At 71.3% G+C, this 15,002-nt stretch carries 15 protein-coding genes; 10 read left to right on the forward strand and 5 right to left on the reverse strand.

From position 1 onward, the window contains the following. The first annotated feature begins 19 nt into the window (after positions 1-19). Together IEJ02_RS02050 and IEJ02_RS02055 are read left to right on the forward strand one after the other, a co-directional pair. A complete protein-coding gene (locus IEJ02_RS02050) occupies positions 20-454 on the forward strand; it encodes a roadblock/LC7 domain-containing protein (RefSeq protein WP_191063044.1) in 435 nt (144 codons plus the stop codon). A gap of 84 nt (positions 455-538) precedes the next feature. Beyond that, complete coding sequence (locus IEJ02_RS02055; RefSeq protein WP_137976339.1) at positions 539-913, forward strand: hypothetical protein; 375 nt, start codon at positions 539-541, stop codon at positions 911-913. A 67-nt stretch (positions 914-980) separates the two neighbouring features. On the opposite strand, the gene IEJ02_RS02060 is transcribed toward IEJ02_RS02055, so the two are convergent. From IEJ02_RS02060 to IEJ02_RS02070, 3 genes are all read right to left on the reverse strand, one after another. Beyond that, a complete protein-coding gene (locus IEJ02_RS02060) occupies positions 981-2,309 on the reverse strand; it encodes an enolase C-terminal domain-like protein (RefSeq protein ID WP_191063045.1) in 1,329 nt (442 codons plus the stop codon). Positions 2,310-2,341: 32 nt separating this feature from the next. Next, on the reverse strand, positions 2,342-3,673 hold the full coding sequence (locus IEJ02_RS02065; RefSeq protein ID WP_191063046.1) for a gluconate:H+ symporter: 1,332 nt from the start codon (positions 3,671-3,673) through the stop codon (positions 2,342-2,344). A 182-nt stretch (positions 3,674-3,855) separates the two neighbouring features. Further along, positions 3,856-5,034 carry an L-talarate/galactarate dehydratase gene (locus IEJ02_RS02070; RefSeq protein ID WP_191063047.1) on the reverse strand — a complete coding sequence of 393 codons (1,179 nt, stop codon included), beginning with the start codon at positions 5,032-5,034 and terminating at the stop codon, positions 3,856-3,858. Between the two features lie 151 nt (positions 5,035-5,185). On the opposite strand from IEJ02_RS02070, the gene IEJ02_RS02075 reads away from it, so the two are divergent. The 3 genes from IEJ02_RS02075 to IEJ02_RS02085 all read left to right on the forward strand — a co-directional run bounded on the left by IEJ02_RS02075 (position 5,186) and on the right by IEJ02_RS02085 (position 8,847). Continuing rightward, entirely contained in the window at positions 5,186-6,088 is a 903-nt protein-coding gene (locus IEJ02_RS02075; protein WP_191063048.1) for a LysR substrate-binding domain-containing protein, read from the forward strand. A 5-nt stretch (positions 6,089-6,093) separates the two neighbouring features. Further along, on the forward strand, positions 6,094-7,380 hold the full coding sequence (locus IEJ02_RS02080; RefSeq protein WP_191063049.1) for an MFS transporter: 1,287 nt from the start codon (positions 6,094-6,096) through the stop codon (positions 7,378-7,380). Between the two features lie 216 nt (positions 7,381-7,596). Next, the gene (locus IEJ02_RS02085) at positions 7,597-8,847 is read left to right on the forward strand and encodes a cytochrome P450 (protein WP_191063050.1); all 1,251 of its coding nucleotides are present in this window, start codon (positions 7,597-7,599) and stop codon (positions 8,845-8,847) included. Here IEJ02_RS02085 and IEJ02_RS02090 read toward each other — a convergent pair. Further along, positions 8,844-9,470, reverse strand: a complete 627-nt coding sequence (locus IEJ02_RS02090) for an ATP-binding protein (protein ID WP_223863200.1) — start codon at positions 9,468-9,470, stop codon at positions 8,844-8,846. The two genes, IEJ02_RS02085 and IEJ02_RS02090, sit on opposite strands and share 4 nt — an antisense overlap. A gap of 198 nt (positions 9,471-9,668) precedes the next feature. Between IEJ02_RS02090 and IEJ02_RS02095 the strand changes: the two genes are divergently transcribed. From IEJ02_RS02095 to IEJ02_RS02110, 4 genes are all read left to right on the forward strand, one after another. Next, complete coding sequence (locus IEJ02_RS02095) at positions 9,669-10,436, forward strand: IclR family transcriptional regulator (protein WP_137976343.1); 768 nt, start codon at positions 9,669-9,671, stop codon at positions 10,434-10,436. Between the two features lie 43 nt (positions 10,437-10,479). Further along, positions 10,480-11,985, forward strand: a complete 1,506-nt coding sequence (glpK, locus tag IEJ02_RS02100) for a glycerol kinase GlpK (protein ID WP_191063051.1) — start codon at positions 10,480-10,482, stop codon at positions 11,983-11,985. Between the two features lie 160 nt (positions 11,986-12,145). After that, a complete protein-coding gene (locus tag IEJ02_RS02105; protein WP_069872347.1) occupies positions 12,146-12,547 on the forward strand; it encodes an SseB family protein in 402 nt (133 codons plus the stop codon). 164 nt (positions 12,548-12,711) lie between these two features. After that, positions 12,712-13,548, forward strand: a complete 837-nt coding sequence (locus IEJ02_RS02110; protein ID WP_191063052.1) for an undecaprenyl-diphosphate phosphatase — start codon at positions 12,712-12,714, stop codon at positions 13,546-13,548. Between the two features lie 17 nt (positions 13,549-13,565). On the opposite strand, the gene IEJ02_RS02115 is transcribed toward IEJ02_RS02110, so the two are convergent. Then, a complete protein-coding gene (locus IEJ02_RS02115) occupies positions 13,566-14,090 on the reverse strand; it encodes a beta/alpha barrel domain-containing protein (protein ID WP_223863201.1) in 525 nt (174 codons plus the stop codon). Between the two features lie 123 nt (positions 14,091-14,213). On the opposite strand from IEJ02_RS02115, the gene IEJ02_RS02120 reads away from it, so the two are divergent. Next, positions 14,214-14,564, forward strand: a complete 351-nt coding sequence (locus IEJ02_RS02120) for a hypothetical protein (RefSeq protein WP_191063053.1) — start codon at positions 14,214-14,216, stop codon at positions 14,562-14,564. The last annotated feature ends 438 nt before the right edge of the window (positions 14,565-15,002 follow it).

Consider the following 15,002-nt stretch of genomic DNA (forward strand, 5'->3'; position numbering starts at 1 on the left):
CCGCCCCGTGCGCGGCGTCATGAGGCTCACCCTGCGGCAGCGCACGGAGCGCAAGTGGCTGCTGACCGCCGAGCCCGAAGTGCTGGAGGAGCTGCGCCGGCTGCGGGCCCGGGTGACCCATGTGACCGGCGCCCTCGCCGCCACCAGCGACGGCGTGGTGCTGGCGCATGACACGGCCACCGTCGAGCCCGAGGGCGTGGCGGCGCTGACCGCCGCGGCCCTCGGGGTGGCGCAGTCGCTGGCGGGTGCCACCGGGCGGGGCGCCTTCCGCGAGCTGCTGGTCCGCGGTGAGAACGGCTATGTGGCCACCTACGCCGTGGGTTCCACGGCCGTGCTGACCGTACTGGCCGGTGACCGCACCAACGTCGGCCGCCTCCATATGGAGGCGCGGCGCTCGGGCGCCCGTCTCGCCGATCTGGTGGGCGTCGCCCTCGGCAGGGCCGAGCAGCCCTGACCCCACGATCTCCCCCGCCCGGCGCGCACCCGCGCGCCGAGATCCAACCGGACATCACTGACATCGAAAGGAACAGCCACGATCATGGCGAACACCCAGACCGCGCTCAAAGAGGCGATGACGTCCATCGAGGGCTCCCTCGGCGCCGCGCTGGTCGACTACTCCAGCGGGATGGCCCTCGGCACCGTGGGCGGAGGAAAGGACCTCGACCTGACCGTGGCCGCGGCGGGCAACACCGATGTGGTGCGCGCCAAGGCCCGGACCATGGAGCAGCTCGGTCTGCAGGACAGCATCGAGGACATCCTCATCACCCTCGGCAGCCAGTACCACCTGATCCGGCTGCTGAAGGGCCGGGACAGCCAGGGCCTCTTCCTCTATCTGGCGCTGGACAAGAACCGGGCCAATCTGGCGATGGCACGCCACCAGCTGCGCAAGATCGAGGCCGACCTGGAGGTCTGAGCCGTACGGCCCCGATCCGGGTCGAGGCGCATCCGGTGGGTCGGTCCGACCCACCGGACGGGTCACGCTAACGCACCAGGCAGGGCCGCTTGTTGTCGAAGGTCCAGCCCGGAATGAGATAGCGCATGCCCACCGCGTCGTCCCGCGCCCCCAGCGCCTTCTCCTGGTAGAGGGCGTGGGCGGCGAGGAGCCGGTCGCGGTCCAGCCGGATCCCCAGCCCGGGGGCGTCCGGGATGGCGATCTCACCACCGGCGATCCGCGGCGGCTCGACGGTCAGCCGCTCCAGCCCCTCCTGCCAGATCCAGTGGGTGTCCAGGGCGTTGTACGCGCCCGGGGCGGCGGCTCCGCAGTGGGCCACCATCGCCAGGGAGATGTCGAAGTGGTTGTTGGAGTGGCAGCCCCAGGTCAGGCCCATCTCATGGCAGAGCTGGGCCACCCGTACCGACCCCTGCATGGTCCAGAAGTGGGGGTCGGCCAGCGGGATGGAGACGGACTGGAGCGCCAGCGCGTGGGTCATCTGCCGCCAGTCCGTGGCGATCATGTTGGTGGCCGTGGGCAGTCCGGTGGCGCGCCGGAACTCGGCCAGGATCTCCCGGCCCGAGTAGCCGTCCTCGGCGCCGCACGGGTCCTCGGCGTAGGCGAGCGTGCCGAGCAGCGGCCGGCACAGCTCGATCGCCTCGCGGAGCGACCAGGCGCCGTTGGGGTCGAGGGTGATACGGGCCTCGGGGAACCGCTCCTTGAGCGCTCGTACCGCCTTGACCTCCTCGTTCCCCTCCAGGACCCCGCCCTTGAGCTTGAAGTCCGCGAAGCCGTAGAGGTCGTAGGTGGCCTCGGCCTGACGGACGATCGCCTCGGGCGTCAGCGCCTCCTCGTGGCGGATGCGGTACCACTCGGCGTCGGCGTCGGGCTCGCGGACGTACTCCAGGTCGGTCCGGTCGGGGTCGCCGACGTAGAACAGATAGCCCAGGACCCGTACCGCGTCCCGCTGCTGCCCGTCGCCCAGGAGCGCCGCGACGGGCACCTCCAGATGCTGCCCCAGCAGGTCCAGCAGGGCCGACTCGACGGCGGTGACGGCGTGCACGGTGGTGCGCAGATCGAAGGTCTGGGTGCCCCGGCCCCCGGCGTCGCGGTCGCCGAACCGCTGCCCGATCTCGCGCAACACCCGCTTGTAGTCGCCCACCCGCGCCCCGACCACGAGGGATTCGGCGTCCCGCAGCGTCTGGGTGATCTTCTCACCGCCGGGGACCTCGCCCAGTCCGGTACGGCCCTCGGAGTCCTCGAGGACCACCACGTTGCGGGTGAAGTAGGGGCCGTGGGCGCCGGAGAGGTTCAGCTCCATGCTGTCCCGGCCGGCTACCGGGTAGACGGAGAACGAGGTGACGGTCGGCTGGCTCATCGTGGCGTCCTTGGGTCGGTGGAGATCATACGTCAAAAGGCTTCGAGGACGGCCTCGACGGCCAGCACGCCGCCGAGGCCGAGGACCGCGAGCACGGTGGTGTAGGTGGTGCGCGCCTTGATGGCGTCGATGACGGAGAGGTTGAAGTACTCCTTGAACATCCAGAAGCCGGGGTCGTTCACATGGCTGAAGGCGATCGATCCACAGGAGACGGCCAGGACCATCAGCTCGGGCTGGACTCCGCTGTTCTCCAGGAGCGGCTGCACCACACCGGCGGCGGTGACCACGGCGACCGTGGCGGATCCGAGCGCCACCCGCAGGACGACGGCGATGAGCCAGGCGAGGATGAGCGGCGAGATGGACCAGTCGTCGGTGAGGTCCTTGATGTAGTCGGATATCCCGCCCTCGACCAGGACATTCTTGAACGCGCCACCGGCCCCGATGACCAGCAGGATCATCGCCATCGCCTGGGCGGCGGAGTTGCAGGAGGCGCTGACCTCGGACAGGCTCCGGCCGATCCGGGGGCCGAACGCCCACACCGCCAGCAGCAGGGTCAGCAGCAGGGCGATCGGGGCGGATCCGATGAAGGTGATGAAGTGCAGGACCGGGCTGTCGCCGGAGGCGGCCATGTCGGTCACCGCGGCGCCGGCGATCAGCACCACCGGGACCAGGGCCACGAACAGGGACCAGCCGAGGCCCGGCATCTCCTCCTCGGTGAAGGTGCGCTCGCTGACCAGGCCCTTGGGGATCTCGGGGTCCATCCGGCGGACGAACGGCAGGCGCGGCCACACCAGGGCGATCAGCGCACCGGCCGGGACGGCGATGAACAGCCCGTAGAACAGCGTCAGGCCGACGGAGGCGTGGAAGGTCGAGGCCACCGCGGTGGGGCCGGGGTGGGGCGGCAGGAAGCTGTGCATGGTGGACAGGGCGATGGACATCGGAAGGCCGACCCACAGCAGGTTCTTGCGGGTGACCCGGACGATGGTGAACGCCACCGGCACGATGATGACGAAGGCCACCTCGTAGAACATGGTCACGCCGATGAGCATGGCGGTGACCACCATCGCCACCTGGACCCAGCGCAGTCCGAAGGTGTCGATGAGGGTGTTGGCTATGCGCTGGGCGGCGCCGCAGTCGCCCATGACCCGGCCGACCATGGCGCCCAGACCGACGACGAGCATGGTGTCGCCGATCTGACCCCCGACGCCCTCTCCGAGGACATCGGGGATCTTCTCCATCTCGACCCCCTGCACCAGCGCGACGCCGACGGCCACGAGGAGCAGGGCGATGAAGCCGTTGAGCTTCAGCTTGGTCATGAGAAACAGCAGGATCGCCACGCTGATTCCGACGACGACTAGAGGCATGTCTTCAGTTCCCCTTTGAACTGCGGCCGGTTGAGCCGGAGACTCGAACGGCTGCCAGACGGGCCAAGGAGTCCACGTACATGCACTCCGTCTATATATGCAGATGGAGGCTAGAGGGGTGAACACCGCCGGTCAATGGGTATGGCCATGGGATCCATGACCGGCATGGGCGCGAAACGGGCTTATCGGGCGCCGAACTCCGCCTCGGCACCCGTCCACGCGCGGGCCTGCTCGCTGAGGGTGATGCCGAGACCGGGCCGTGCGGACACCCGCATCCGGCCGTCGCGGATCTCCAGCCGCTCGTTGAACAGCGGCTCCAGCCAGTCGAAGTGCTCCACCCACGGCTCCTGCGGATAGGCGGCCGCGAGATGGAGGTGGATCTCCATCGCGAAGTGCGGGGCGAGTTGCAGATGGTGCTGCTCGGCGAGGGTGGCCAGCTTGAGGAACTGGGTGATGCCACCGATGCGCGGTGCGTCGGGCTGAATGATGTCCGCCGCGCCGTGGCGTATCAGCTCCCAGTGTTCGGCCACGCTGGCCAGCATCTCCCCGGTGGCCACGGAGGTGTCCAGCGAGGCGGCGAGGGCCGCGTGACCGGCCGCGTCATAGGCGTCCAGCGGCTCCTCGATCCAGACCAGGCCGAACTCCTCGAAGGCGCGCCCCATGCGCTGTGCGGTGGGCCGGTCCCACTGCTGATTGGCGTCCACCATGAGCGGTACGTCGTCGCCCAGGTGCTCCCGTACGGCGGTCAGCCGGCGCAGGTCCTCCTTGCCGTCCGGCTGGCCCACCTTGATCTTGATACCGCCGATTCCGCTGGCCAGGGAGGCCGTCGCGTTCTCCAGCAGCTGCTCGGTCGGCGTGTGCAGAAAGCCACCGGAGGTGTTGTAGCAGCGGACGGTGTCGCGGTGTGCGCCCAGCAGCTTGGCCAGCGGCAGCCCGGCCCGCTTGGCCTTGAGGTCCCACAGGGCGATGTCGAAGGCCGCGATCGCCTGCGTGGACAGCCCGCTGCGGCCCACGGAGGCGCCGGCCCACACCAGTTTCGTCCAGATCTTGGCGATGTCGCTGGGGTCCTCGCCGAGGAGGGTGGGCGCGATCTCCCGGGCGTGGGCGAACTGGCCGGGCCCTCCGGCGCGCTTGGAGTAGCTGAAGCCGATGCCCTCGTGTCCCTCCTCGGTGGCGAGTTCGACGAAGAGGAAGGCCACCTCCGTCATCGGCTTCTGGCGCCCGGTGAGCACCTTGGCGTCGCTGATGGGAGTGGCCAGGGGAAGGACGACCGAGGACACTCGGATCCAGGAGACCCGGTCGAGGGTCGCCTCACCTGCCTGCTGCGCGGCCTGCGTTGCCGTATGCGATGTGGTCACCACGTGTTGTCCCTGTGTATGAGCCCGTGTGCGGGGCGAGTGGATGTCGTCGGAACCGCCCCCGGGCGGCCGACGAGCTCCTTTGCAAGCTAAGGTCGCCGGACGATCTACGTCTAACTTAAAATTGGCATGCGTTGATACCGGGAGAGCATCGTTGTTCACGCTCATGCAACTCACCAGCTTTGTGACGGTCGCCGAGGAGCTGCATTTCACCCGGGCCGCGGAGCGGCTGAAGATGACCCAGCCGCCGCTGAGCCGCCAGATCCAGCTGCTGGAGACCGAGTTGCGGGTCCAGTTGCTGGAGCGCACCAACCGCTCGGTGCGGCTCACCCCCGCGGGACGCGCCTTCCTCACCGAGGCCCGCCGCATCCTGCGCCAGTCCGAGCACGCCGTGCTCGCCGCCCAGCAGGTGGCCACGGGCGAGGCGGGGAGCATCGCCATCGGCTTCACCGCGGCCAGCGCCCACTCCGTGCTCGGCACACTGCTGGAGATCGCGCGTGCGGCCATGCCGGGCGCGGAGATCACCCTGCGCGAGATGGTCACCCGTGACCAGCTGGAGGCCGTCACCGAGCAGAGCCTGGACCTGGGCCTGGTGCGGCCCTCGGTCACCGGACCGGATCTGCGCTCCCGGCCCGCGGCCCGGGAGCGACTGCTCGCCGCCCTGCCGACCGGGCATCCGCTGGCGGCGGGTGAAGGGCCGCTGAAGGTGGCCGACTTCGACGGGCAGGAACTGCTGATGTACTCGCCCATCGAGGCGCGCTACTTCAACGAGCTGCTCATCAGCATCTTCCGCGCCGCACACGCCACCCCGGTCTTCTCCCAGTACCTGAGCCAGGTCCACACCATCCTGGCGCTGGTGAACGGCGGCTGGGGAGTGGCCCTGGTCCCGGAGACCGCCGCCCGGCCGCGCTACCCGGGCATCGTCTTCAAATCGGTGGAGCTGACCACTCCGGAGCCGGTAGAACTCAACCTCGTGTGGCGCAAGAACAACGACAACCCGGCCCTGCACGCACTGCTCCGCCACGCGGCCGCCCTTCTCCCCGACCGAGGAGCCTGACCGGCGTGACGCCCAGAACCCCCGGTGGCCTGCTGCTGCGCCACCGCGACTTCCGGCTGCTGTGGTGCGGTGAGACCGCGGGGAAGTACGGTTCGGCCGTCACCGGTGTGGCGATGCCACTGATCGCCGTCTCCACCCTGCACGCGGATACCTTCGAGGTCGGTCTGCTGGCCGCCACCGCCTGGGCCCCGTGGCTGCTCTTCGGCCTTCCGGCGGGGGCGTGGGTGGACCGGCTGCCCAGAAGGCCGGTCATGGTGGCCGCCGCGGCGGTCTCGCTGGTGCTGTTCGCGTCCGTCCCGGTGGCCGCCCGGTCCGGTCTGCTGAGCGTCGGAGTGCTGCTGGCCGTCGCCCTGCTGACGGGTACGGCGGCGGTGTTCTTCCAGACCGCCTACAGCGCGTATCTCGCCGGGCTCCTGGACCCCGCCGACCAGCCCGAGGGCAATGCCAAACTGCACGGCAGCGCGTCCGCCGCGCAGATCGCCGGACAGGGCTCCGGCGGTCTGATCGCACAGCTGGCGGGCGCGGTGAACGGGATGTTCGTCAACGCCGCGACCTTATCGGTCTCCCTTCTCTGCCTGACCGGCATCCGCTTCCGCGAACCGCGCGTCCCCCGGGCCGAGCGCCCGCCCCGCGCGCTGGCCCGCGAGGTGGCCGAGGGGCTGCGGCTGATCGCCGGCGACCGGTGGCTGCGCACCCTGACGCTCTTCGCGGCCGCGTCCAACCTGGCGCTGATGGGGTACCAGTCGATCCAGGTGGTGTTCCTGGTCCGGACCGTGGGTCTGTCACCCGGGCTGGTGGGTGGCCTCATCGCGGCCGTCAGCCTCGGGGGCGTCGCCGGGGCGTTCTGCGCCCGCCGGGTCGCCGCCCGGGTCGGCGACGCGCGGGCGACGCTCGTGTTCGAAGTGGGGCTGGCGGTCGGCGCCCTGCTCATGCCGATGACCGCCTCGGGGCCCGGGGTCACGCTGTTCGTGGCGGGCGGTTTCTGCGTCACCGCCGGTGTGGTGGCCGGCAATGTGATCAAGGCGAGCTTCCAGCAGCGCTATTGCCCGCCGGAGCTCCTGGGGCGGCTCGCCGCCACCTCGGCCTTCGTCAGCTATGGAACGCTGCCCCTCGGGGCCCTGCTCGGCGGTGCGCTCGGCACCGCGCTGGGCCTGCGCGCCGCCATGTGGATCACCACGGCGGGCATTCCGCTCGCCGGGCTGATCCTGCTCTTCTCCCCCATCCGGCGCTCCCGGGACCTCCCGGCGTCCGCCCCGCCCCGGCCACACCATGAAGCCCCGGCCACACCATGAGGCCCCCGGCCACACCATGAGGCCCCGGCCACGCCATGAGGCCCCCGGCACATCATGAAGGCCACGGCGCGCGGTGCCGCACCGGCCCGGGAAACCGCCCGCGGTGAGGGCCCGTTGCCGTATCTCGTATGCCGTAGAGCTCGCGTCGCCCGGCCCACCGTGCGGAGCTACGCTCGAAAGGGAGGGACTCGGTTCGCCTTCGAAGGGAGCGTTTCCGTGTCCGTCACATCACGGGCGTCGGCTCCGGCGCCGCTGCCCAGACACCGCGACTGCCCCTTCGATCCGCCCAGTGCCTACGCGGCGCTGCGGGAGGAGGGCGGGGCCAGCCGGCTGGCCTTTCCGGACGGCAAGGCGGGCTGGCTGCTCACCCGGCACGAGGACGTGACGCGGCTGCTGGCCGACGACCGCTTCAGCTCGGACCGCCGCCGCACCTCCTCACCGGTGCACGCGTTTCCGGTCCGCCCGGACGACCGCCGCATGCTGGGCTCGTTCATCGGCATGGACCCACCCGAGCACACCCGCTACCGGCGACTGCTGAGCAAGTGGTTCACCGCCCGGGGGCTGCGGGGGCTGGGGCCGCGGATCGAGGAGATCGTCGAGGACCACCTGGCCGCGATGGAGCGCGCCGGTCCCCCGGCCGACCTGGTGACCTCCTTCGCCCAGCCGATCCCGTCGCTGGTGATCTGCGAGCTGCTGGGGGTGCCGTACGAGGACCGGGCCGACTTCCAGCGGTGGGCCACCGTTCTGCTCCGGCTCGGCCAGCGCGAGGAGGAGGTCTACGCGGCCCGGGACGCGCTGTGGGAGTACGTGCGGGGGCTGATCGGCGCCAAGCGGCACCGGCCGGACGAGGCGCTGCTCTCACGTCTGGTGGGCGGCGATCACGGCACGCCCGGCGGCCCCGGCAGCGCCACGGCGGCCGGGCTGACCGACGAGGAGCTGACCGGTGTGGGGCTGCTGCTGCTCGTCGCGGGCCATGAGACGACGGCGAACATGCTGGCCCTGGGCACCTACGCGCTGCTGCGCCACCCCGAGCAGTCGCGCGAGGTGCGCGAGCGGCCCGAGCTGATCGACCACGCGGTCGAGGAGCTGCTGCGGTATCTGACCATCGTCCAGTTCGGGATCGTACGGGTCGCCCGGGAGGACCTCGAGATCGCCGGAGCGCGGGTACGCGCCGGGGAGACGGTGGTCGGGGCGCTGGCCTCGGCCAACCGGGACCCCTCGCGGTTCGCCGCCCCGGACACCCTGGACGTCACCCGCGACCCGGGCGATCAGATCGCCTTCGGCCACGGCATCCACCAGTGTCTGGGCCAGCATCTGGCGCGGATGGAGATGCGGACGGGCTTTCCGGCCCTGCTGCGACGCTTCCCCACGCTCCGCCTGGCGGTGCCGCCCGACGAGGTGCCGCTGCGCCACGACATGCTGATCTACGGAGTCCACCGGCTCCCGGTCACCTGGGACAGGCCCTAGGCGGCCGGCAGGTCCGCCCACCAGGTGATGCCCTCATGGCAGGTGTGGCTGCCGTGGCGCGTGGACAGCGCGGTGACGATGCCGAGCCCGCGGCCGTGCTCATCGGGCTCGATGTCCTCGTCCGCCCGCTGATCGGCGGGGATCGGGCCACCGTCGGTGACCTCGATGCGCAGGCCCGCGCGGCCCTCGCACTCGGTCCAGCTCAGCCGCAGCACGGCCGGGGGCAGGGCGTGCAGGATCGCGTTGGTGACCAGCTCCGAGATCACCATGAGCGCCTCGTCGAGCCGGTCGGCCGACAGCTCCCATGCGGACAGCAGCGCGTGCGCCCGCCGCCGTACGGTGGCGACGGCCTCGCAGATGTGCGGGACGGGCAGGACATGGTCGCCGGCCTCGTCCGCCGAGGGCCGGTCCGGGGCCTCATCGCGCATCGCCGCAGGCGGTCGGCCCGGGATTCCGCCGCGGGTAGCCGCCGACGCCATCGGGGAGGCCGGGTCCGGCGCCTGGGAGCCGATGAGACGGACGTCGGTGAGATCGACGGGCCCCGCGGCCTGCTCGGTCACGCCGTGCCCGGTGATACCGGGACCGGTGGCGCCGGGCGTCGGCAGGCTCAGTTGTTCCGACATGTCTCCTCCTCTCCAAGCCGGGTGGTGTCGCTCTGCCGGGCACCCTTCGGGCCACCCATCGGCATACTGGTCTTCTTGTCCCGATACGGACGCTATGGGTCCCATCCTCCGGGGTCAACGAATCCGGGTCGGCATTGCCGAACGTTCGACGTTCTCGCCGACAGGCTGTGCCACTGGCCGAAGAGCTACGATCGCGACATGGCCGGCCCGGTGCAGTCCATCGAGCGGGCGGCGGCGATCCTGCGGCTGCTCGCCCAGGGGTCGGGTCGGCTCAGTCTGGGCGAGGTGGCGGCCTCGCTCGGCCTCGCGAAGGGCACCGCGCACGGCATCCTGCGCACGCTGCAGAGCGTCGACTTCGTCGAACAGGACAAGGCGACGGGGAAGTATCAGCTCGGCGCGGCGCTGCTGCACCTGGGGACCAGCTATCTCGACATCAACGAGCTGCGGTCCCGCTCCATCAACTGGACCGACGCCCTGGCCGCGCGCAGCGGTGAGGCGGTCCGCCTCGGAGTGCCCCTGGAGGGCAAGGTCCTCATCGTCCACCACGTCTTCCGGCCCGATGACACCTTCCAGACCCTGGACGTGGGCTCGCTGCTACCCCTGCACGCCAGCGCGCTGGGCAAGATCCTGCTGGCGTACGGGACGACTCCCCTGGAGCCGCTCATGGAAACCGAACTGGAGCGCTACACCCGGCACACGCTGGACTCGCCCCAGCAGCTGAGCCGGGCGCTGGCCGAGATCCGCGACATCGGGTGGGCGTTCGCGGCACAGGAAATGATGATGGGCGAGGCGGACATCGCCGCGCCGATCCGGGGACAGGGCGGCCTGGTGGTGGGCGCGGTCGGCGTCTCCGGCGCCGTGGACCGCCTCTGCGACAGCAAGGGACGGCCGCACGGCTCGCTCGTCGGGCTGACGCGCGACGCCGCCCGGGCGATCTCCCGCGATCTCGGCGCGGGCCGCTGGTGACGCCCCGTGCCCTGCTCCAACCCGCCCGAAGGCAGGCCAGGCCATGGTTGAACGCTATGTGATGTCCATCGACCAGGGCACCATGTCCACCCGGTGCATCCTCTTCGACCACCAGGGACGGCTGGTCTCGGTCGGCCAGCGAGAACACGAGCAGTACTTCGCCAGGCCCGGCTGGGCCGAGCACGACCCCACCGAGATCTGGTCCCATCTGCGCCGTGTCGTCGTCCCCCGGGCCCTGGAGGGCGCGGGGATCCGGCCCGAGCAGATCGCCGCGATCGGCATCGCCAACCAGCGCGAGACCACGGTGGTCTGGGACCGCCGCACCGGCGTTCCCGTGAGCCACGCCATCACCTGGCAGGACACCCGCACCAGCGGCTATGTCGAGGAGCTGCGGCGGACCACCGGTGACGACTTCTTCCTGGAGCGCTGCGGTCTGTCGCCCACGACCTACTTCTCCGCGCCACGGCTGCGCTGGCTGTTCGACCACGTCGACGGCTTGCGCGAGCGCGCGGAGCGCGGCGAGGTGCTGTTCGGCACGATGGAGAGCTGGCTGATCTGGAACCTCACCGGAGGGCCCGACGGCGGACTGCACCTGACCGACGCCACCAACGCCAGCCGCACCATGCTGATGAACATCCGCAGCCTGGCCTGGGACGATGAGCTGCTGGCCTATTTCGATGTGCCCCGGGCGATGCTGCCGGAGATCCGCTCCTCCGCCGAGTGCTACGGCATGGCCCGCGCCGTGCTGCCGGACGTCCCGATCTGCGCGGCCCTCGGCGATCAGCAGGCGGCCCTGTTCGGGCAGACGTGCTTCGCCCCCGGCGAGGCCAAGTGCACCTATGGCACCGGCAGCTTCCTCCTGGTCAACACCGGCACCGAGCTCGTACGGTCCCGGCACGGGCTGCTGACCACGGTGGGCTACAAGGTCGGCGGCGAACCGCCGGTCTACGCCCTGGAGGGCCCGATCGCCGTCACCGGCTCCCTGGTGCAGTGGTTCCGCGACCGCCTGGGGCTGATCCACAGCGCCCCGGAGATCGAGACCCTCGCCCGGGGCGTAGAGGACAACGGCGGCTGCTACATCGTCCCCGCCTTCTCCGGGCTGTTCGCCCCGCACTGGCGCAGCGACGCGCGCGGGGTGATCGTCGGGCTCACCTCGTACATCACCAAGGGGCATCTGGCCCGGGCCGTCCTGGAGGCCACCGGGTGGCAGACCCGGGAGGTGGTCGACGCCATGAACGCCGACTCGCCTCGGCCGCTGCGCCAGCTGAAGGTGGACGGCGGGATGACCTCGAACAATCTGCTGATGCAGTTCCTGGCCGACGTCCTGGACATGCCCGTGGTGCGCCCCATGGTCTCCGAGACCGTCTCCCTCGGCGCGGCCTACGCCGCCGGGCTCGCCTCCGGCTACTGGCCGGATCTGGAGGGGCTGCGCCGCAACTGGCACCGCGCGGCCCAGTGGATGCCCACGATGGACCCCGCGCGGCGGGAGGCGGAGTACGAGAGCTGGCGGCGGGCGGTCGAGAGGTCGCTGGGCTGGGCCAGGTCGTAGCCCGGGGCATATTCCCCGGCGGCCCGCGGAGGAATCGAGGCGGAACGGAACGTGTGAGTTCCCTGAGGCGGGGTATTCGAGCCAGCCGCGGCTGTTCACTCGAGCCGCTCTGGGACCCAGAAACCCATGAAGACCCAAAACCCGATCCATGGACGGAATCATGACCAGCCCTTCCGATGAAAACGTCTCCGCCACCCAGCAGGCCCTCGGCGAGCTGGCGGCCGACCGGGCGGACGAGTCGGCGCTGAACACCCTTGCCAACAGTGAGGTCCTCCTCCCCTCCGCCGAGACCGGAGAGGAGACGGACCCGCAGGCCGTGACCCTGCCCGTGTTCCAGCAGGAGGACGGCGCGCAGCTGGTACCGGTCTTCACCACCCCGGCCCGGATGCACCAGGCCCTGCCCCAGATCGAGCGGTACCACCTGGTGCCGCTGGGCGCGCTGGCCCAGGGATGGCCCTCCGAAGAGCTCTCGCTGACCATCGACGCGGGCGCCCCGGAGGCCGTCACCCTCTCGGCCAACGGTGTGCGGAGCCTGCTCAGCGGCTCCGGTCCGGCCGCCTGACCTCCCGCGGCGGCCCGTGCCCCCACTCCGTACGGGCACGGGCCGCGGCGATGCCCGATCTCGGCGGGCCGTTCGCTGATTTCGCTGATTGGCCACCGTGCCGATCCATCGTCTACCGTCCCGTGGACAACCGATCACGGAAAGACACCGGCGGGACGGATCACGTGAGCGCGATCAACATCGGACAGGCCGTCGTTCTCGGCGTCGTGGAGGGGGTCACGGAATTCCTCCCGGTCTCGTCCACCGGCCACCTCAAGATCACTGAGGGGCTGATGGACATCCCGGTGGACGACAAGTCCGTCGTGGCCTTCACCGCGGTGATCCAGGTCGGCGCCATCGCCGCCGTCCTGCTGTACTTCTTCCGCGACATCCGCCGCTTCGCCACCGCGTGGGCGCGGGGGCTGGTCAACCGCGAGGAGCGGTACCACCACGACTACAAGTTCGCCTGGTGGGTCATCTACGCCACCATCCCCATCGTGGTCGTGGGCCTGGCGGCCAAGCCGCTGATCGAGGGCCCGCTCGCCTCCCTGTGGGTGGTGGCCGCCTCGCTGATCGTGGGCAGCGGGCTGATGTGGCTGGCCGACCGGATGGGCCGCCACAAGCGCGGGGAGGACGACACCAGCGTCAAGGACGCGATGCTGGTCGGCTCCTCGCAGATCCTCGCGCTGCTCTTCCCCGGCTTCTCCCGCTCGGGCGCCACGATGGCCACCGGCCTCATGCTCGACCTGGACCGGGTGGCCGCCACCCGGCTCTCGTTCTTCCTGGGCATCCCGTCGCTGACCGGCGCGGGGCTCTACGAGCTCAAGGACGCCATGGGCGGTGGCGTGGGCACGATGCCGCTCGCGGCGGGCACGGTGGTGTCCTTCGCCGTGGCCTACGCCTCGATCGCCTGGCTGCTGAAGTTCGTCGCCAAGCATTCGTTCAACGCCTTCGTGCTCTACCGGATCGTGATCGGCGCGGCGCTGTTCGGGCTGCTCGGCGCGGGCGTCCTCAACGCCTGACGCCGCGGCTTGCGTCCTCAACGCCTGACGCCGTCCCCCCAGCGGCTCGCCGGATAGTCGACATAGCCGCCCGCCCCGCCGGTGTCGTACGTGCCCGGGTCACCCGCCGCCGGCTCGTGGTCCAGGGCGAACCCGGCCACGAGGTCGGGGTTGGCCACGAAGTGGGTGGCGTAGGAGACGGCGTCCGCGAGCCCGGCCCCGATCACCGCGTTGCCGGTCTCCCGGTCGAAGCCGTGGTTGGCGATCAGCGGGCCGTCGAAGAGGCGGCGGTAACGGGCGAAGGCGTCGTGGTCGGGGGCGGCGCCGGGCGCGGCGGGGGCCGGTCCGCGCAGATGCGGATAGGCCAGGGAGCGATCGCCCAGTTCGGCCACGAGCGCATCGTAGTCCGCGAGGGTCCGCGCGTCGGCGGTGAACCGCTCGGCGGTCCAGTACGGCGACAGGCGCACGCCCACCCGGCGGCCCTCCCAGACCGCGGCCACCGCGTCGCTGGTGAACGGGTCCGTGGGGGTCGTCGTGGCGCCGCACGGCCGGCTGCTCCTCACCCTGACCCTGACCGTCGAGGGCGGCAGGATCGCCGCGTACGAGGTGATCGCCGACCCCGCGCGGCTGAGCCGCCCTGGAACTGGGCGTCCTCGACGCCGTACGGCCTCACGTAGCCTCGGCCCATGGGTGACTTACTGTCGTATCTGATCGTCGCCGGTGTGCTCGCCGCGCTCATGGGCTTCCTCGGCTGGGTGGCGTCCCTCGCCCGGCGCCGTGGCGCCACCGGCGCGGCCCTGCGGGCGGCCCTGGCCTCCCACGACGAGGCGTTCAGGGTGACCGCGTACGACTCCCACCACGAGATCCGGGAGCAGGCGGAGCGCAAGGCGCCGATCCTTTCCCCCGACGGCCAGTGGACGCCGAGCCGCACCGTGGCGGAGGGCCGCCGGCCCTCCGGACCCCGGGCTCCCCGGCCCCGGCGGGGGCTACCGCGGGGGCTACCGCGCCGGTGGGGCCGCCGGGCGCGGGGGCGCTGAGGGCCGCCCAGCGGGCCCAGGGGGGGTCCGGCGGCCCACGCGGCGGAGCCGGATATCGGCGCTTTCCCCTCCCCGCCCCTTCCCGAAACTGGGGCTCCGCCCCAGACCCCGCCCCGGGGCTCCGCCCCAGGACCCCGGGGCCCGTGGCAGGGCCCTGCCACGCGCGCGGGGCCGCATATCGACGCTGCAGGAAGGAGCGGATGCCCGGTCCGAGTGCCGGGGGTGGAGCCTCCCGAACCGGCGGGGTCAGGGGCAAAGCCCCGAACGGGGCCAGGGGCAAAACCCCAGCACCGAGGCCACTGGGGCAGAGCCCCCGACGGAGTCTGAGGCAGAGCCCCAAACCGAAGCCAGGGACAAAGCCCCGGACCAGCACCCGGGGCAAAACCCCAGCATCGAGGCCACTTGGGCGGAGCCCCGGGCAGGGGCTGGGGCGGAGCC

Origin of the sequence: Streptomyces sp. 5-10 (assembly GCF_014712245.1) — a bacterium.
Lineage (GTDB): Bacteria > Actinomycetota > Actinomycetes > Streptomycetales > Streptomycetaceae > Streptomyces > Streptomyces violaceusniger.